Origin of the sequence: Delftia sp. CH05 (assembly GCF_009827015.1) — a bacterium.
Lineage (GTDB): Bacteria > Pseudomonadota > Gammaproteobacteria > Burkholderiales > Burkholderiaceae_C > Comamonas > Comamonas tsuruhatensis.
In genome coordinates this window covers 89,720-106,055 of the sequence record NZ_WUMG01000009.1, presented here as the reverse complement: position 1 = coordinate 106,055, position 16,336 = coordinate 89,720, and the positions used below count along the sequence as shown (strand labels likewise).

General features: G+C 66.8%; 19 protein-coding genes and 1 riboswitch. Of the genes, 12 read left to right on the top strand and 7 right to left on the bottom strand.

Annotated features, from left to right (window positions below; genetic code table 11):
- The first annotated feature begins 18 nt into the window (after nt 1-18).
- From GRX31_RS10225 to adk, 5 genes are all read left to right on the top strand, one after another.
- Nucleotides 19-444: an ExbD/TolR family protein gene (locus tag GRX31_RS10225; RefSeq protein ID WP_012205405.1), complete on the top strand. Its 426-nt coding sequence runs from the start codon at nt 19-21 to the stop codon at nt 442-444.
- A gap of 13 nt (nt 445-457) precedes the next feature.
- Nucleotides 458-1,474 carry a tetraacyldisaccharide 4'-kinase gene (gene lpxK / locus GRX31_RS10220; RefSeq protein WP_154834402.1) on the top strand — a complete coding sequence of 339 codons (1,017 nt, stop codon included), beginning with the start codon at nt 458-460 and terminating at the stop codon, nt 1,472-1,474.
- Between the two features lie 64 nt (nt 1,475-1,538).
- On the top strand, nt 1,539-1,721 hold the full coding sequence (locus tag GRX31_RS10215) for a Trm112 family protein (RefSeq protein ID WP_160852492.1): 183 nt from the start codon (nt 1,539-1,541) through the stop codon (nt 1,719-1,721).
- A 53-nt stretch (nt 1,722-1,774) separates the two neighbouring features.
- A complete protein-coding gene (gene kdsB, locus GRX31_RS10210; protein ID WP_154834403.1) occupies nt 1,775-2,569 on the top strand; it encodes a 3-deoxy-manno-octulosonate cytidylyltransferase in 795 nt (264 codons plus the stop codon).
- A gap of 256 nt (nt 2,570-2,825) precedes the next feature.
- Nucleotides 2,826-3,482: an adenylate kinase gene (gene adk / locus GRX31_RS10205; RefSeq protein WP_016445898.1), complete on the top strand. Its 657-nt coding sequence runs from the start codon at nt 2,826-2,828 to the stop codon at nt 3,480-3,482.
- Nucleotides 3,483-3,572: 90 nt separating this feature from the next.
- Here the strand turns inward: adk and GRX31_RS10200 are convergent, their stop codons facing one another.
- Entirely contained in the window at nt 3,573-4,562 is a 990-nt protein-coding gene (locus GRX31_RS10200) for an asparaginase (RefSeq protein WP_160852490.1), read from the bottom strand.
- 98 nt (nt 4,563-4,660) lie between these two features.
- On the opposite strand from GRX31_RS10200, the gene lexA reads away from it, so the two are divergent.
- On the top strand, nt 4,661-5,335 hold the full coding sequence (lexA, locus tag GRX31_RS10195) for a transcriptional repressor LexA (RefSeq protein WP_016445896.1): 675 nt from the start codon (nt 4,661-4,663) through the stop codon (nt 5,333-5,335).
- A gap of 162 nt (nt 5,336-5,497) precedes the next feature.
- Nucleotides 5,498-5,905, top strand: a complete 408-nt coding sequence (locus GRX31_RS10190; RefSeq protein WP_016445895.1) for a hypothetical protein — start codon at nt 5,498-5,500, stop codon at nt 5,903-5,905.
- Nucleotides 5,906-5,988: 83 nt separating this feature from the next.
- Here the strand turns inward: GRX31_RS10190 and GRX31_RS10185 are convergent, their stop codons facing one another.
- Nucleotides 5,989-7,170 (bottom strand): MFS transporter, encoded by a 1,182-nt coding sequence (locus GRX31_RS10185; RefSeq protein ID WP_047472433.1) that lies wholly within the window; start codon nt 7,168-7,170, stop codon nt 5,989-5,991.
- 141 nt (nt 7,171-7,311) lie between these two features.
- On the opposite strand from GRX31_RS10185, the gene GRX31_RS10180 reads away from it, so the two are divergent.
- The 3 genes from GRX31_RS10180 to GRX31_RS10170 all read left to right on the top strand — a co-directional run bounded on the left by GRX31_RS10180 (nt 7,312) and on the right by GRX31_RS10170 (nt 9,809).
- Nucleotides 7,312-8,193 carry an AraC family transcriptional regulator gene (locus tag GRX31_RS10180; protein WP_160852488.1) on the top strand — a complete coding sequence of 294 codons (882 nt, stop codon included), beginning with the start codon at nt 7,312-7,314 and terminating at the stop codon, nt 8,191-8,193.
- A 157-nt stretch (nt 8,194-8,350) separates the two neighbouring features.
- Entirely contained in the window at nt 8,351-8,827 is a 477-nt protein-coding gene (locus GRX31_RS10175; protein ID WP_017405010.1) for a sigma-70 family RNA polymerase sigma factor, read from the top strand.
- Between the two features lie 4 nt (nt 8,828-8,831).
- On the top strand, nt 8,832-9,809 hold the full coding sequence (locus GRX31_RS10170) for a FecR domain-containing protein (protein ID WP_034363887.1): 978 nt from the start codon (nt 8,832-8,834) through the stop codon (nt 9,807-9,809).
- Between the two features lie 57 nt (nt 9,810-9,866).
- Here GRX31_RS10170 and GRX31_RS10165 read toward each other — a convergent pair whose 3' ends face one another.
- Both GRX31_RS10165 and crcB read right to left on the bottom strand, forming a co-directional pair.
- Entirely contained in the window at nt 9,867-10,418 is a 552-nt protein-coding gene (locus GRX31_RS10165; RefSeq protein WP_046239633.1) for an AAA family ATPase, read from the bottom strand.
- A 178-nt stretch (nt 10,419-10,596) separates the two neighbouring features.
- Nucleotides 10,597-10,983, bottom strand: coding sequence for a fluoride efflux transporter CrcB (gene crcB / locus GRX31_RS10160; protein WP_016445889.1), 387 nt, complete (start codon nt 10,981-10,983; stop codon nt 10,597-10,599).
- 81 nt (nt 10,984-11,064) lie between these two features.
- Nucleotides 11,065-11,128, bottom strand: a riboswitch (Fluoride riboswitch).
- 167 nt (nt 11,129-11,295) lie between these two features.
- On the opposite strand from crcB, the gene GRX31_RS10155 reads away from it, so the two are divergent.
- On the top strand, nt 11,296-11,940 hold the full coding sequence (locus GRX31_RS10155) for a DUF4124 domain-containing protein (protein WP_016453526.1): 645 nt from the start codon (nt 11,296-11,298) through the stop codon (nt 11,938-11,940).
- Nucleotides 11,941-12,376: 436 nt separating this feature from the next.
- Nucleotides 12,377-13,393 (top strand): D-2-hydroxyacid dehydrogenase family protein, encoded by a 1,017-nt coding sequence (locus GRX31_RS10150; protein WP_016445887.1) that lies wholly within the window; start codon nt 12,377-12,379, stop codon nt 13,391-13,393.
- A 51-nt stretch (nt 13,394-13,444) separates the two neighbouring features.
- Here the strand turns inward: GRX31_RS10150 and GRX31_RS10145 are convergent, their stop codons facing one another.
- Genes GRX31_RS10145 through GRX31_RS10135 form a run of 3 tightly spaced genes read right to left on the bottom strand, consistent with a single transcriptional unit; the run spans nt 13,445 to nt 16,330 of the window.
- Nucleotides 13,445-14,260 carry a hypothetical protein gene (locus GRX31_RS10145; RefSeq protein WP_160852486.1) on the bottom strand — a complete coding sequence of 272 codons (816 nt, stop codon included), beginning with the start codon at nt 14,258-14,260 and terminating at the stop codon, nt 13,445-13,447.
- 3 nt (nt 14,261-14,263) lie between these two features.
- Nucleotides 14,264-14,695: a DNA polymerase III subunit chi gene (locus tag GRX31_RS10140; protein WP_016445885.1), complete on the bottom strand. Its 432-nt coding sequence runs from the start codon at nt 14,693-14,695 to the stop codon at nt 14,264-14,266.
- Between the two features lie 45 nt (nt 14,696-14,740).
- Nucleotides 14,741-16,330 (bottom strand): leucyl aminopeptidase, encoded by a 1,590-nt coding sequence (locus GRX31_RS10135; protein ID WP_160852484.1) that lies wholly within the window; start codon nt 16,328-16,330, stop codon nt 14,741-14,743.
- Between the last annotated feature and the right edge of the window lie 6 nt (nt 16,331-16,336).

Genomic DNA, 16,336 nt, shown 5'->3' with positions numbered 1-16,336 from the left:
GCACGCGAGAGACCTGACATGAACTTCCGTCCCCGCCGCCGTGACGAACCCGAGATCAACCTGATCCCGTTCATCGACGTGCTGCTGGTGGTGCTGATCTTTCTGATGCTGTCCACCACCTACAGCAAGTTCACCGAGCTGCAGCTGACCCTTCCGGTGGCCGACGTCGAGCAGCAGCGCGACCGGCCCCGCGAAATCATCGTCGCCATCGCAGCCGATGGCCGCTATGCCATCAACAAGACCGCCGTGGAAGATCGCAGCGTCACCGGCCTGACCCAGGCGCTGGCCGCAGCGGCCGTCGCCGGCAAGGACAGCGTGGTCATCATCAGCGCCGATGCCACTGCGCCGCACCAGTCCGTGGTATCGGTGATGGAAGCCTCGCGCCGCGCCGGACTGTCCCAGATCACCTTCGCCACGCAGACCTCGGCCAGCGCCGGGCGCTGAAGGCAAGGCCGCCATGCCCCGGACTGGTCCTGCCCCCGCAGCCCGGGGGCTTCGCGCGGCCTGGCGCCGCCGCGGTCCGCTGGCCTGCGCGCTCCTTCCCCTGTCCCTGCTGTACCGCGCCCTGCTGGGCCTGCATCGGCTGCCATATGCACTGGGCTTCAGGCGTGGGGGCCAGGCCGGCATTCCGGTCATCGTCGTCGGCAACGTGATTGCGGGCGGCGCCGGAAAGACCCCCGTCACGCTCGCCCTGGCCCGCCATCTGCGCGATGGCGGCTGGAGTCCCGGCATCGTCTCGCGCGGCTATGGCCGCAGCACGGACGACTGCCGCGAGGCCCGTCCTGACAGCGCCCCCGCCGACGTGGGTGACGAGCCCGCGCTGCTGGCTCGTGCCAGCGGCGTGCCGGTCTTCGTGGCCCGCAAGCGCATCGAGGCCGTCCAGGCCCTGCGCGCCCGCCATCCGCAGGTGGATGTGGTCATCAGCGACGACGGCCTGCAGCACCTGGCCCTGGCCCGCGACATCGAGCTGTGCGTCTTCAATGACGACGGCATCGGCAACGGCTGGCTGCTGCCGGCCGGCCCGCTGCGCGAGCCCTGGCCGCGCCCCGTCACCGCCGTGCTGCATGCAGGCGCAGCCCCCGACACCGACGCCCCCGCGTTTGCCATGCAGCGCCAGCTGTCCAGCGAAGCCGTCAATGCCCAAGGCGAGCGCATCGCACTGTCCTCCCTGCGTGCGCAGCCCGTGGAGGCCGTGGCCGCCGTGGCCCGGCCCGAGGGCTTTTTCTCCATGCTGACCCGCGAGCAAGGCCTGACGCTGGAGCATGTCCAGGCGCTGCCGGATCACTATAATTTTGAGAGCTTCCAGCGCCTGGGGCGCAACGAAGACCCGCTGGTCTGCACCGAAAAAGATGCCGTCAAGCTGTGGCGCACCCATCCCCAGGCCTGGGCGGTTGCGCTGCAATTGCAGCTGCCGGCGGATTTCTGGGCTCTGCTGGATGAGCGGCTGCAGGCACTGCGCCCCTGCCCCGCCTGACTATCATCTCCGTGTCGGCTGGCTGCCACGGCCCGCCCTTTCCCTTCAAAACACAGGATCCGCCATGGACGCCAAACTTCTCGAACTGCTGGTCTGCCCCGTCACCAAAGGCCCGCTGCGCTTTGACCGCGAGCACCAGGAACTGGTCTCGCGCAGCGCGCGCCTGGCCTACCCGGTGCGCGACGGCATTCCCGCGCTGCTGGAAACCGAGGCCCGCACGCTGGACGACGACGAGATCGAGGACTGATTTTTCCCATCACCTGCGCCGCCCCACGCCTTCGCCTCACTCCTGCACGCACCATGTCCTCCGCGCCCTTCACGGTTCTGATTCCCGCCCGCCTGTCTTCCAGCCGCCTGCCGGGCAAGCCCCTGGCCGACATTGCAGGCCTTCCCATGGTCGTGCGCGTGGCACAGCGCGCCAGCCGCAGCGGCGCCGCGCGGTGCGTGGTCGCAGCCGATGACGAAAGCATCCTCGCCGCCTGTACCGCGCATGGCGTGGCGGCCGTGCTCACGCGCAACGACCATGCCAGCGGCAGCGACCGACTGGCCGAGGCCTGCGCGCTGCTGGGTCTCGATGGCGATGACATCGTGGTCAATGTCCAGGGCGACGAGCCGCTGATCGCCCCCGAACTCATCGACGCCGTGGCCGCCCTGCTGCCCCGGCAACCTTCGGCCAGCATGGGAACGGCGGCGCATGCCATTGACAGCCTTGCCGACTTCGTCAACCCGAACGTGGTCAAGGTCGTCTGCGATGCCCAGGGCATGGCCCACTATTTCAGCCGTGCGCCCATTCCCTTCGCGCGCGAGCATGCGGACCAGGCATGGTGGGAGACGGCATCGGCAGCGTTGGGCTACCCCGGCTTCGCACCGCTGCGCCACATCGGCATCTACAGCTATCGCGCCGGCTTCCTGCGCAGCTTCCCCCAGCTTTCCCAGGCACCCACCGAGGCACTGGAGGCCCTGGAGCAGTTGCGTGCGCTGTGGCACGGCCACCGCATCGCCGTCCATGTCACACCCCATGCACCCGGCCCTGGCGTGGACACGCGCGAGGATCTGGAGCGGGTGCGCGCCCAGCTGTCCAATCCGTCGGCCTGAATCGGCCGGCCGCTGAAAACGCACAAATGGCGATGCCGGGCATCGCCATTTGCAGCAACACCGCCCATGCGGTTTTGTCGGACAGCAAAACGCAGGTTTTGGCGATTGCACAGGCGACAGTTTTGCCCCGTGCGTGTAAGCCAGTGTTGGCCCTGTGCGTGCTATCCTTGCCCGCGACAAAAATATGACGCATGGACTGTCCGCCCCGGTGGGCCGATCCGGCAGACAAGAATTTCTACTCTCCTCAAGGACTTCCATGAAACTGATTTTGTTGGGCGCACCCGGCGCCGGCAAAGGCACGCAAGCCGCTTTCATCTGCCAGAAGTACGGCATTCCCCAGATCTCCACCGGTGACATGCTGCGTGCCGCCGTCAAGGCCGGCACGCCCCTGGGCCAGCAGGCCAAGGCCGTGATGGACGCCGGCCAACTGGTCAGCGACGACCTGATCATCAATCTGGTCAAGGAGCGCATTGCCCAGCCCGATTGCGCCAACGGCTTCCTGTTCGACGGATTTCCCCGCACCATTCCCCAGGCCGACGCCATGAAGGCCGCCGGCGTGAAGCTGGACTACGTGCTCGAGATCGATGTGCCCTTCGATGCCATCATCGAGCGCATGAGCGGCCGCCGCTCCCACCCCGCTTCGGGCCGCACCTACCACGTCACGTTCAACCCGCCCAAGGTCGAAGGCCTGGACGACGTGACCGGCGAGCCGCTGGTGCAGCGCGAGGACGACAAGGAAGAAACGGTCAAGAAGCGCCTGGACGTCTACAGCAGCCAGACCCGCCCGCTGGTGGACTACTACCGCGCCTGGGCCGAGAAGGAAGCCGCAGCAGCCCCCAAGTACCGCGCCATCAGCGGCCTGGGCTCGGTGGAAGACATCACCCAGCGCGCCCTGGCAGCACTGGCTGAATGACACAGGCCATGCGCCAGACCCCAGAAAAGCACCCGCCGGGTGCTTTTTTGTTGCCCGCCTGCATCTGAAGCGCCGGCGACGCCCGGAGGATCAGTCGCGCGGCTGCGCGGCCAGCGCCAGCATCATGGCAATCCGTGCCTTGGCCACGGGCAGTTGGACCAGATCGGCCTCTGCGGGGTCCGTGCCAAGCCCCGAGGCAACGGGCAGGCCTTCGGCGCAGCGCGTGCCCCGCCAGATCCAGACGCCTTTGTCGCGCGCACGCAGCAAGGCCGCTTCCATGCTTTCGTGAATGGTCGCATTGCCCGTGCCGGCCACCACGATGCCGCGCACGCCGGCGGCCACCAGCGCATCCACGCCGCAGGCACGCGCCAGGGCACCGCTGAACACCACCTCGACCCAGGGCAGCTCATCCAGCGCCAGCAGGTCAGACAGAGCGGGAGCGGAAGTCACCATCCGCGCAACGGGGGCGACCGGCGTGACCGGCGCATCAGGCACCAGCCAGCGCACGCGTCCTTCCTCCACCACGGCCTGCGGGCCACCTTCCATGGAGCGCATGGCCTGCAGTCGGTAAGGGTGGACCTTTTGCACCTGGGCCGCCGCATGCACCTCGCCGCCGGCCACCACCCACACACCGCTGCGCCCGCCGCTGGCGGCCACGGTCACGGCATCGCGCAGATTCTGCGGTCCGTCGGCCAGCAGGGCCGTGGCCGGGCGCATGGCGCAAGTGAGCACTATGGGCTTGGCGGCAGGCAGCAGGCTGTGCAGCAGCCAGGCCGTCTCTTCCAGCGTGTCCGTTCCATGCGTGATCACCACGGCGCGTGTGTCCGCATCCTCCAGCGCCTGCGTGCAGGCACGCAGCAACGCGCGCCACACGGACCAGTCCATATCCTTGCTGTCCACCTGCGCGATCTGCTGCGTCTGCACAGGCCCCAGCGCCTGCTGCTCCAGATCCGGCACGGCATCGAGCAGCGACTGCACCGTGATCTGTCCGGCCTTGTATCCCACTGCCTGCGACTGCGAATCCGCCCGGCCGGCGATGGTGCCGCCCGTGCCAAGAATCACCAACTTTGACTGCCCCACTTGCACCTCTTGGAAAACTGGTTAAAAATACAGATACTGTATAAATCATCAGATGACTTCTCTGCCTGCCATCTGAATTCAAGGACCGGACGCACGCCATGCTCGACCATCCCAAGCTCACCGCCCGCCAGCAACAGATCCTGGACCTGATCCAGGCCGCCATCTCCCGCACGGGCGCGCCCCCCACCCGCGCGGAAATCGCCAACACGCTGGGCTTCAAGTCCGCCAACGCAGCAGAGGAACATCTGCAGGCCCTGGCCCGCAAAGGCGTGATCGAACTGGTCAGCGGCACCTCCCGCGGCATTCGCCTGCGTACCGACACCGTGCGCAACATCAATGCCGCACGCGGCACCAGCTTCGGGCTGCCGCTGTCGGCCCTGGCGCCGCTGATGCTGCCGCTGGTGGGCCGCGTTGCGGCGGGCTCGCCCATTCTCGCCCAGGAACATATCGACCAGACCTATTCCGTCGAACCCAGCCTGTTCCAGGTCCGCCCGGACTATCTGCTGCGCGTGCGCGGCATGTCCATGCGCGACGCGGGCATCATGGACGGCGATCTGCTGGCCGTGCAGTCCGCGCATGAAGCCCGCAACGGGCAGATCGTCGTGGCACGCCTGGGAGATGAAGTCACCGTCAAGCGCCTGCGCCGCACCACGCAGGGCGTGGAGCTCCTGCCGGAAAACCCCGATTACCCGGTGATCCGCGTCGCTCCCGAAGAGGCCTTTGCCATTGAAGGCCTGGCCGTGGGGCTGATCCGCAACAGCATGTCCATGTAAGCCGGACGGGCAGCCCTGCACGGGTTGCCACCCCCTACTTCATGCACCGCCCAGGTGGTAGGCGCGAAGCCTTGCAGCTTCGCCCTGGGCGGAGCTTTGCCCGCAAACCGCAATCCTGCCTGTGTCCATGCCTCTTTGAAATACGCCAACAGGAGTCGTCACATGGGATTCGCTCTGCCAACACTGTCTTCTCTGTCCTTCCTGCGCCTGGCACAGGGCATTCGCCTGCCCGCCGCCGCCATGGAGCCCGCCATGCGCACCATCCAGCCCGAATCGCCTGTGCAATCCGAGCAGGCGACCATCCTGTCCTTCAGCAAGGCCCGCCGCCGCAGCCAGCAGCGGCGCAGCAAGTCAGCACGGCTGCCAGAACACAGGGATGCGCAGCTGCTGCTGCCCCTGCAACCCGAACTGCCCTCCCTTCCGGCAGATCAGGCCCTGCCTTCGGGTCTGCGCATCATCCAGCGCTCGCCGCAGGAGCAGCCCGAATGCCTGTTCATCTCGGGCCGCATGGCCGATGTCTGTGCCGCCCTGGAACGCATGGAAGCGCACGGCGCGCAGACACCGGCCTGAGGTCGCCCTGAGACCAACCCGTCCACCCGGTCTGCGAGAGCCCGGGCCTGTCTCTTGCCTTGCCCAGCGGCAGGGGCTGCGCATCAGGCCCTGACAGCCGCCGGTGCAGCACTCCCCTCGCTGCGCCGATTGCGCATGCACCACGCCTGCGCCGCGGCAACGCACAGAATGCACAGCACGACGCTCAACGAAAAACGCAGTCCGCGCGCATCGGACAGCATGCCGAACAACGGCGCCACCATGCCGCCTATCGACATGGCCAGCCCCAGGGTCAGCCCGCTGGCCGTGGCCTGGTTGCGCGGCAGATAGTCCTGGGCCAGCGTGACCTGGGCGGCAAACGGAAGAAACATGCACACGCCCAGGGCCATGGTGCAGGCCAGCGCCATCCATGGCGTGGAGGCCAGGGCCAGGGCCGCCAGAGCAGGCAATGCCAGCAGGTAGCCGGCGCGGATGGCCTGCATGCGCCCCCGGCGATCTGCAAGCGTGCCCCCCAGCAAAGTACCCACCGCCGCAGCGGCTGTGAATGAGGTCAGCGTGGCCGCTCCCATGAAGTCCGAGCCGCCCAGCTCGCGCGTCACGAACATGGGCAGGGTGGACAGCACCGTCACATAGGGAATCGACCAGCAGACGATGACCCCGCACAGCAGGAAGAAGGCGCGCCAGTGGTTGGCCGGCAATTCGCCCTGCGCCACGGCCGGGCGCCGGGTGGCGCAATGGTCCTTGGCTCCATCCCGCCAGGTACAGGCATACCAGAGCACCAGCATGGCCGCTGCAGGCAGGGCCAGCATCCAGCTGCGGTGCAAGGCGCCTGCGCCCACCACGGCCGCCGCCAGCATGGGAGCGAACGATGCCCCCGCCGTTCCGCCCACCGAAAACACGCTCATCGCCTTCTGCGAGCTGCCGCCCGCCATGCGGGCCGCCACCGTTGCGGACGGATGGTAGGCCGCGATCCCCAGGCCGCACAGCACGGCAGCCAACCAGCTGACCCAGTAGTCCGGGCTCATGCCCACCAGGGCCAGGCCCAGGGCGGCCACCACAAAGCCGGCCGGCACCATCCAGGGCCGTGGCGACCGGTCGGCATACAGGCCGAACAGCGGCTGGACCATGCTCGACAGGCCCGTGGCCGCCAGCATCAGGCCGCTGGCTTCCGTATAGCTGTAGCCGCGCTCCAGCACCATGAAGGGCAACAGCGCAGGAACCAGTCCCTGGTAGAGGTCGTTGATGGCATGCGTGCCCGTAAGCAGCCCCAGACGTGCGCGGTTCATGCCCTGCCTCCTGTCACGTCCGTCATTCTCGAAAGGGAAATCATCTCCATACCTGCCACTTTCCTGCGGATTGAAAGTGGGTCATCGTAGAAAGTGCATGATCTGCATTCCTGCTACGAAGCAACAACAATCGTCGAGAAAATGACAACCCGGCAAAGTGGCCCACTTTCCCATGCCCGCACACGCGCTTGCCTGGATGACGTGCCTGCGGCCGCTCCATTGCCCCCGCACGGCGAGCACACGGCCCGCCCGGTCGTGGCCTTTGCCACAGACATGGCGGCCGGCGCTGCCATCGCACCGCATGCCCACCGCCGCGGCCAGCTGCTGCATGCCACCGAGGGAGTGATGCTGATCCGCGCGGATTCGGGCAGTTGGGTCGTCCCCCCGGGATGCGCCGTCTGGGTTCCACCACAGTCCCTGCACGCCATCCACATGGCCGCCGGCCCCGTGGCCATGCGCACCGTGTTCGTGGAGCCGGGGCTGCGGCCCGGCCTGTGGCAAGACTGCCGAGTGATGCAGGTCACGCCCCTGCTGCGCGAACTCGTGCTGGAGGCCATCGAGCTGCCCATGGACTACCCGCTGGGCGGCAGGGAGGAGCGTGTCATGCAGTTGATCCTCGACGAAATGGAGCGCGCCCGCGCCCTGTCCTTGCACGTGCCCATGCCCCGGCATGGCGCCCTGGCCGCCTGCTGCCGCAGCTTTGTGGACGACCCATCGCAGGACGCCGGCCTGGCCAGTTGGGCACAGCGGCTGCACATGCATCCCCGCACGCTGGCACGCCTGTTCCTGCGCGAGACCGGCATGAACTTCGGCGCATGGTGCCGCCAGGCCCGTCTTCTGCTCAGCCTGCCCCGGCTGGCCGCTGGCGCCTCGGTCCTGGAAGTGGCGCTCTCCCATGGATACGACAGTCCCAGCGCCTTCACCGCCGTCTTCCGGCGCAGCTTTGGCGCTCCGCCCAGCGCCTACCAGCGCAATCGCCCGGCGCAGGGCCGGCGTGGAAGTTCCGCCAGCATCTCCCTGTAGCGCACATGCAACAGAAAGATACCCAGTCCTCAGGAGTAAAGCCTGCGTGAAAGATAATTGATAAGCATTCTTATTATCTTTTGCAACCGAGACCGCCACGTTGCCCATCTCGGCTTCTACGCCCGGCCTCCCCGCTTCTTTCGCACAAGCCCTCTCCGTGCACAGCCTCTACCAGAATCACCATCCCTGGCTGGAAAGCCTGCTGCGCAAGCGCCTGGGCAACCGTGACGATGCGGCCGACCTGGCCCAGGACACCTTCGTGCGCCTGCTGCGCTCGCCAGTGCCGCAGCAGGACATCCGCGAGCCCAGGCGCTACCTGGCCACCATCGCCCGCGGCCTGGTCACCGACCTGTTTCGCCGCCGCACGCTGGAGCAGTCCTATCTGGACTATCTTGCACAGCTGCCGCAGTCGCTGGCGCCTTCGCCCGAGGAGCAGGCCATCGTCCAGCAGACCCTGCTCGACGTGGACCGCATGCTCCAGGGCCTTGCACCCAAGGTGCGCGAAGCCTTCGTCCTGTCCCATTTCGAGGAACTGAGCTACCCCGAGATCGCCGAGCGCCTGGGCGTGTCGCTGCGCACCGTCAGCAACTACCTGACCCGGGCGATGGAGCATTGCTGCCTGGTCCTGGCATAGCCACATGGGCGAGGGATCTTTGGAAAGCAACGACCGACGGGCCTTGCATGAGGCCGCTGCCTGGCACGTGAAACTGCGCGGCACCGCGGTGACGCCAAGCCTGCAGCAGGCATGGACGGACTGGCACGAGGCCGACCCCGCCCACCAGCGCGCCTGGCTGCGCGTGCAATCCGTCACCGCACAGCTGTCGCATCTGCCCGCACCCTTGGCGCGCCAGGCGCTGGGCCGCCGCTCCGACCCCAATCGCCGTTCTGCGGTGCGTGCTGTGGCCCTTGGCCTGGGCAGTGGTGCCACGGCCTGGCTCGCCTGGAAAGGCGCGCCGCTCGAGCACTGGCAGGCAGCTCATCGCACCGCCACTGGCGAGCGCCGCGACCTGACGCTGCCCGACGGCTCCCTGGTGGCCCTGGATACAGCCACCTCCGTGGACGTGGCTTTCGACGACCGCCAGCGCCTGCTGCGCCTTTACCGCGGCCGCATCCTCGTCGCCACCGGGCCAGACGCACTGGGCCGCCCCTTCAGTGTGCAAACCCCGCAAGGCCATGTACTGGCCCTGGGAACGCGCTTCACGGTCCATGTCGCGGACGACGGCCTGTGCCATGTCAACGTGCAGGAAAAGACCGTGCGCCTGCAGCCCCTGGACAGCGAAGCCACCCCCACCGAGCTGCAGGCCGGGCAACACGCCGCCTTCTCGGCCAGCGCCGCCCAGCCACCCGCGTCTGCCGATCCCTTTGCCGCCAGCTGGCACGAAGGCGGACTGATCGCGCTGGACATGCCGCTGGGCCAGCTGATCGACGCCCTCGCCCGCTACCGGCCCGGCTACCTGGGCTGCACGCCCGAGGTGGCAGGCCTGCGTGTCTCGGGCGCCTTTCCCGTGGACGACACCGATCGCGCCCTGGCCGCGCTCGTCAGCCGCTTCCCCTTGCAGTTGAGCACCCGTACACGCTATTGGGTGCAAGTGCAGGCACGGTCTGGCGGGGATTGAGTAGGCGATCGAGGAGGCGTTCCAGTGGGCGAGCCGGCGGCCGCACGGCCTTTGCGGTCAGGCCCGCACATACGGGTGATGCACCACGTCGAAGCCCTCCTGTGCGCAAGGCGCGACAAAGTAGCTGGTGATCAGGTCGAACTGCTCATCGCTGGCCTGAAAGGGATGATCCCCCGCCGCATTGCGCGCACGCAGGCGCTGCTTGCAGACCTCATCGGGCACATCCAGGAAATGCAGGCGGTGGGAGGCACCCACCCTCTCGAACACGCTGCGCGCCCAACCTCTGCCTTCCAGCGTGTTGGCAGGAAAGTCCAGCACCACTGAAACGCCGGCATCCAGCAGCGCCTGCACATGTGCCCCCATCAATCCCTTGAGCCGCGCGCTGCAGCGCACATAGTCGGCCACCGACTGCATCTCGCCAGGATACAAACCGGCCAGCCAGGAATCCTCGCTGACCAGCACCGTGCCGGGCTGCGCCGCCAGTTGCCGTGCCAGCGTCGACTTGCCCGAGCCGATCTTGCCGCAGACCATGTGCAGCGTGGCCGGCCGCGCAGCGCGGGAATCGGCCTGGGCGTCGTCCGCATGGCGGGACGGTTCGAAAACCTGCATATCCATCTCCTGAAAGGCTTGTGAAAACCCTGGAGGCGGAATGAAAAAACCCGCCTCTTCTGGGCGGGTTGCATGGCGCCGAAGGCCGCTGGCTAACCCACCATCCAATGGATGGTGCGAATAATCTGCGTTGCGTTCAGGCGGGCCATGGCGCACAGCATAGCGCAATCAGGGCGCCTCAATGGGCCACCATCCGCACCAGCCCCAGCCCCGCAAACAGCGCGGCAACGCCCAGCACCAGCGAACCCAGCGCATACAGCACGGAAGCGAGCCAGTCGCCGCGCTCGTACAGCATGCCGATCTCCAGTGCGTAGGTCGAAAACGTGGTGAAGCCGCCCAGAATGCCCGTGGTGATGAACAGCCTCGCACTCTGCGGCAGCGAAGTCTTGAGCGCAAACCACTCCACCACCACCCCCATCACGAAAGCGCCCAGCACATTGATCGCCAAGGTGCCCAGCGGATAGGCACTGCCCACCAGCCGCAGTGCAAGCAGGTTCGAGCCATGCCGTAGCGCGGAGCCGAGGCCGCCGCCCACGAACACCAAAATGAAACCGTAGATACCCATGACCGTCCTTTCATCAAACAACCGGGACGGGCGCGCCGGGCAGGATCAAGACACGGCCCTGCCACCGGCAGGACACGCCCCACCAAGGCAGGAGCCATCAGCCCCTTGCAGGGCGGTTTCGGGAAGCTCCATTCCCATCGTGCAGCCAGTGCTGCGGTGGTCGAGTTTACTCCGGGCAAGCGAGCACAGGCAGCCATCCCCTGGCGGCAATACCGACCCTGCATCCCTTGCAGCGGCCTATTGGAATAACTTAACCTCAACCAATTCACCGTACCGGGATACCATCACTCCCATTCATTCACCGAGATGCATATGCGCCTATTGACTCTGACAATCGTTGCGACATTTCTGGCTTTACCTGCCGCCGCCCAGGTCTATCAATGCAAGGATGTTTCTGGAAAACTGATTTTTTCAGACAGCCCCTGCAGCAGCGACCAATCCGGCGCACTGATACAGCGCAAAAAATCGGACGATGAAATCTACCGCGAACGGGCCGAGGCCGCGGAGGCCAATGAGCGAAAGCAGCAGCGCCAGATGAACGAAATGCAGCAGCGCCAGATCGAGAGCCAGCAGCGCGTCATCGAACAGCAGGCCCGCAAGGCGAATGCTCCTGCACCGGAGCAGCTCGGCGCATCCTCCCAGTGCAAGGAGGCGCGCAAGGAGCTGGAATTCGTATCCAGCATTCGCACCCTTTCCCTGGATGAAAAACGGATACGCACCAATGCAGCAATCACCAGCGTCAATGCTGCATGCGGCTCCAATACGCCGCTGATGCAGGAACCACCGAAGCCGGTTTTCACACCGCGGGCGGCCCAGCCTGTTCCTCTATCCAGTTGCAATGGTGCACTTTGCTACGACAGCAATGGCGGAATCTACAACCGCAACGGCCAATTCATCAGTGACAGTCAAGGGCGGAGCTGCCGAATACTGGGTGGAACCATGATTGAGTGCGACTGAGCGCGGTCCATCACACTCTCGGCCTTCACCGGCTTCGCCGGCAGGTGGCAACCCCCAAGTCCCGTCCGACCAGGGGTCCGCAAGGCGTTGCAGGGTGTAATTCGCTGATACAGCTGCGCGGGCGACAGAGCGTGCCAGTGACCGGTTTCACCTGCCAGGGCTTGCCGGCATCTGCGCGGCTTGTGTAACCACGGCTGCGCGATCTGGCGCGGGCCGAAGCCTTCAGCCTCAAGCCCGGGGCTGGTTGAACGACAATGTGACCGTCGGGCCTCGGGGCCCTGGCTGCGCAAGCGTCACACAATAGTCAGGCAGGCCGGTTCAGGTAGGCGTTGATGATGCCCAGGGCAAAGCGCAAAAGCGGATCAGAACATTTGCCGACAACCTCTTGCGCGGCAACCCGGAGATAAATCAAAGGCTTATGAGAGATTCACAGGCAATGAACATCATCATTCTTGACGACTACCAGGACGCCGTACGCAAGCTGGACTGTGCGCGGCTGCTGGAGCCGTTCAACGCCAAGGTCTTCACCAATACCGTCAAGGGTGTGGGCCAGCTGTCGGTGCGGTTGCGCGATGCGGACATCATCGTGCTGATCCGCGAACGCACGCAGATCAGCCGGCAGTTGCTGGAAAAACTCCCGCGCCTGAAGCTGATCGCGCAGACCGGCAAGGCCGGCGCCCATATCGATGTGCAGGCCTGCACCGACCAGGGCGTTGCGATTGCCGAGGGCGTGGGCTCGCCCATCGCACCGGCCGAGCTGACCTGGTCGCTGATCATGGCGGCCACGCGGCGGCTGCCGCAGTACATCGCCAACCTCAAGCACGGCGCATGGCAGCAATCGGGGTTCAAGGCGGCGTCCATGCCCGCCAATTTCGGGCTGGGCAGCGTGCTGCACGGGCGCACGCTGGGCATCTGGGGGTATGGCCGCATTGGCAGGCTGGTGGCCCACTATGGCCATGCCTTCGGCATGAAGGTTCTGGTCTGGGGCAGCGAGTCCTCGCGCCAGAAGGCCCAGGCCGACGGCTTTTCGGCCGCCGCTTCGCGCGAGGATTTCTTTGCCGAATCCGATGTGCTGTCCATGCATCTTCGCCTGCATGAGGCCACACGCGGCATCGTCACCGCGCAGGATCTGGCGCGCATGAGACCCACAGCCCTGTTCGTGAACACCTCGCGCGCCGAACTGGTGGAGGCCGATGCGCTGCTGGGCGCGCTCAACCGTGGCCGCCCCGGCCTGGCGGCCGTGGATGTCTTCGAGAGCGAGCCCATTCTCCAGGGCCACGCACTGCTGCGGCTGGAGAACTGCATCTGCACGCCGCACATCGGCTATGTGGAGCAAGACAGCTATGAGCTGTATTTCCGCGCCGCCTTCGACAATGTGGTGAACTTCGCTGCAGGCCAGCCCAGCAACATCCTCAATCCCGAGGTGTTCTCAGGCCCGGCACGCGCAGGCTGAAGGCCGGGTCAGGCGGGCACCTCGCCCTTCACCCGCCTACCCGATCACGGATCAACGCCCCCCGCCCTGTACAGCATCGCCGCGTGCGGCACTCGCCCGGTGGGCCAGTTCGTCGGCCACGGCCTCGTAGACGGCTTGGCGCACCACCGACTCCACCTCTTCGCGCAGGCGCACGACGATGGATCGCGTCTGCTGCTGCACCACCGTGGCGATGGCATCACGCAGGCGCTGGTCCAGCACCAGGTCCACGCGCTGCATGAGGCGATGGACCAGATACTCCTCGGTGACCTGCTGCGCGTGGCTGTCCCAGATGGACTCCATGGTGGGCAATGCACAGGCGGGTGATGCCCCAGGTGCTCCAGGTGCCGCAGATGCCGGATCCGGCTCGACCCCTTGCGTGGCAGCGTCGGCCTGCACCACCGGCGCGGCAGGAATGTCGTCCTCGATCGGTGCGGCCGGGGCCACCTCTGGCACATCGGCCGGTTCGGCAACTCCGGCCACTTCGAGCAGACGGCTCTCCTGGGCCAGCTGCATTTCCACGGACGGCGCACTGGGCGGCAGATAGTCGGAATGCACGGGCTGCACTGCAGGCCGCGGGCCCTGTCCAGGCGGCGCAGGCTCGGCGACCACGGACCGCTGGGGTTGCAGATCCAGGGGCAGCGGCGGCAGGGACGCGGGCATGGAAACCAGGCCGCGGCGTGGCGCAAGCATGCCTTCGCTCGCCCAGGAATCGGTCTCGCCACTGTGCGGCAGTTCGGAAGCAGCGACAGCGGGCGGTTCTGCCACCGGCGACTGCACTGCATCGACCGGCACGACATCGGTGAGCGTGGGAACAAAGCGTGGCGGGGTTTTGGAGGGAGCGCTCATGGCTTACTCCTTGAGGACCAGGTCATGGCGCTTGATGGAAATCCCCTGCGCCACGTAATGCTTCCAGCGCTGCCGGGCCAGATGCCGGTCTTCCTCATCGGTGGCAGACACCACTTCAACGACACGCGCAAAGCGCTCGAATCCTTCTGGCACATCGCCGCCCAGATTGACCAGCATGTCGTGGTGCGGCGCGCTGTCCAGCCGCTCCAGCAGCACGATGGGCGAGAAGGCCACAATGCCGGCCCCATCGCCTTCGACGGCGTGGGCAAGGAAATCGGTGGGCGAGACACTCCAGAGCCTGGGCGACAAGGCCTTGAGCGACGCGGAAGATCCCAGCACCACCAGTTGCGTGCGATGCCGCAGTGCCTTGCGCGCAAGACGGCACACATAGGCCAGCTTGTCGGGCGCGTTGAAATGGAACGCCACTTCAGTCAAGCGACGCTCCTTTCGCGCAGGCCCGTGCGGATGGGGACGATGCCATCAGGCCTGCTCCGGCTGGACTGCAGCGGCTGCCTTGCGGCGGCTGGCAGAGCCGGCCTTGGGCGCCGCAACCGACTTGGGCGCGCCGGCCCTGGATGGCGCCTTGCCGGCATCGACGCTGGCCAGCAGGTAGTGCAGCAGCAGGCCCACGGGGCGGCCCGTGCCGCCCTTGGCGGCGCCGCTCTTCCAGGCCGTGCCGGCGATGTCCAGATGAGCCCAGGGAATGTCTCCCACGAAGCGCTGCAGGAACTTGGCCGCCGTGACCGCACCACCTGCGCGGCCTGCCACATTGCCCATGTCGGCGAAATTGCTCTTGAGGCCTTCGCCATACTCCTCGTCCAGCGGCATGCGCCAGCACGGGTCGAGCGCGGCATCGCCCGCCTGCTCCAGCGCACGGGCCAGCTCGTCGCTGGGCGAAAACATGCCGCTGCGCAGCCCGCCCAGGGCGATGACGCAGGCACCGGTCAGCGTGGCGATGTCCACCATGGCGCGGGGCTTGAAGCGGGCGGCGTAGGTCAGCGCATCGCAGAGCACGAGGCGGCCTTCGGCATCGGTGTTGAGGATTTCTATGGTCTGGCCACTCATGCTGGTGACCACGTCGCCCGGCTTGACGGCTGCGCCTCCGGGCATGTTCTCGGAGGCCGGAATGAGCCCGACCACGTTGATGGCCGGCTGCAGCTGGGCCAGCGCCTGGAACACGCCCAGCACGCTGGCGGCACCGCCCATGTCGAACTTCATCTCGTCCATTTCGGCGGCAGGCTTGAGCGAGATGCCGCCGGTATCGAAGGTAATGCCCTTGCCCACCAGCACCACGGGCGCGGCGCCCTTGGCGCCGCCGTTGTAGTGCAGCTCGATGAAGCGCAGCGGCTGCTCCGACCCCTGGGCCACGGCCATGAAGGCGCCCATGCCGAGCTTGGCGACTTCGGCGGGGCCGTGGATCTTGCAGCTGATGCCGGGCAGCTTGGCCAGGGCACGGGCTGCGTCGGCCAGCAGCATGGGAGTGGCGTGGTTGGCCGGGCGATTGGCCCATTCGCGCGCCAGGGCCATGCCTTCGGCCTGGGCCACGGCGATCTTGAAAGCGGCGGCGATGCCGCCCTTGTCCCCGCTCTTGTCGCCGGACTTGCCGGACGCGGCACTGGCGCCCGTCGCCGCGATCACCAGCTTCTTGAGCGCCACAGGCTTGGCCTGGGGCTTGGTGTGGGTATAGCTGTAGCAGGCATCGGCCGCTGCCACCACCGCTGCTGCAACAGCGCCACCCGTGGCCTCGAAGCCGAAGCACAGCACGGCCTTGCCAACGCCGCTTGCCTTGAGGGCCGAGCCTGCGCCTGCCACGGCCTGGCGCACGTCGCGGGCCGAGCCGCTGCCCGCGCCCAGCAGCACGACGCGGCGGGCGGCCACGGCCGGCAGGCCGTACAGTGCCAACTGCTTGCCGGCTGCCGTTTCGAAATCTCCGGCCTTGACCGCGTGAGCGACCAGGGTGGACAGCGCGTCGCTGCCCGTGGCCGTGGCTTCGGTCACCAGCACCAACAACAGGTCACACTTTTCACGTACTGCAGCGGCAGTCGTCAACGGCTTCAGTTCAAAGTTCATAATCGG

Bases quoted from the DNA above. Each gene is read 5' to 3' on its own strand.
- GRX31_RS10225 (WP_012205405.1), top strand. From the start codon at position 19: ATGAACTTCCGTCCCCGCCGCCGTGACGAACCCGAGATCAACCTGATC.
- lpxK (WP_154834402.1), top strand. From the start codon at position 458: ATGCCCCGGACTGGTCCTGCCCCCGCAGCCCGGGGGCTTCGCGCGGCC.
- GRX31_RS10215 (WP_160852492.1), top strand. From the start codon at position 1,539: ATGGACGCCAAACTTCTCGAACTGCTGGTCTGCCCCGTCACCAAAGGC.
- kdsB (WP_154834403.1), top strand. From the start codon at position 1,775: ATGTCCTCCGCGCCCTTCACGGTTCTGATTCCCGCCCGCCTGTCTTCC.
- adk (WP_016445898.1), top strand. From the start codon at position 2,826: ATGAAACTGATTTTGTTGGGCGCACCCGGCGCCGGCAAAGGCACGCAA.
- lexA (WP_016445896.1), top strand. From the start codon at position 4,661: ATGCTCGACCATCCCAAGCTCACCGCCCGCCAGCAACAGATCCTGGAC.
- GRX31_RS10190 (WP_016445895.1), top strand. From the start codon at position 5,498: ATGGGATTCGCTCTGCCAACACTGTCTTCTCTGTCCTTCCTGCGCCTG.
- GRX31_RS10185 (WP_047472433.1), bottom strand. From the start codon at position 7,170: ATGAACCGCGCACGTCTGGGGCTGCTTACGGGCACGCATGCCATCAAC.
- GRX31_RS10180 (WP_160852488.1), top strand. From the start codon at position 7,312: ATGACAACCCGGCAAAGTGGCCCACTTTCCCATGCCCGCACACGCGCT.
- GRX31_RS10170 (WP_034363887.1), top strand. From the start codon at position 8,832: ATGGGCGAGGGATCTTTGGAAAGCAACGACCGACGGGCCTTGCATGAG.
- GRX31_RS10165 (WP_046239633.1), bottom strand. From the start codon at position 10,418: ATGCAGGTTTTCGAACCGTCCCGCCATGCGGACGACGCCCAGGCCGAT.
- crcB (WP_016445889.1), bottom strand. From the start codon at position 10,983: ATGGGTATCTACGGTTTCATTTTGGTGTTCGTGGGCGGCGGCCTCGGC.
- GRX31_RS10155 (WP_016453526.1), top strand. From the start codon at position 11,296: ATGCGCCTATTGACTCTGACAATCGTTGCGACATTTCTGGCTTTACCT.
- GRX31_RS10150 (WP_016445887.1), top strand. From the start codon at position 12,377: ATGAACATCATCATTCTTGACGACTACCAGGACGCCGTACGCAAGCTG.
- GRX31_RS10145 (WP_160852486.1), bottom strand. From the start codon at position 14,260: ATGAGCGCTCCCTCCAAAACCCCGCCACGCTTTGTTCCCACGCTCACC.
- GRX31_RS10135 (WP_160852484.1), bottom strand. From the start codon at position 16,330: ATGAACTTTGAACTGAAGCCGTTGACGACTGCCGCTGCAGTACGTGAA.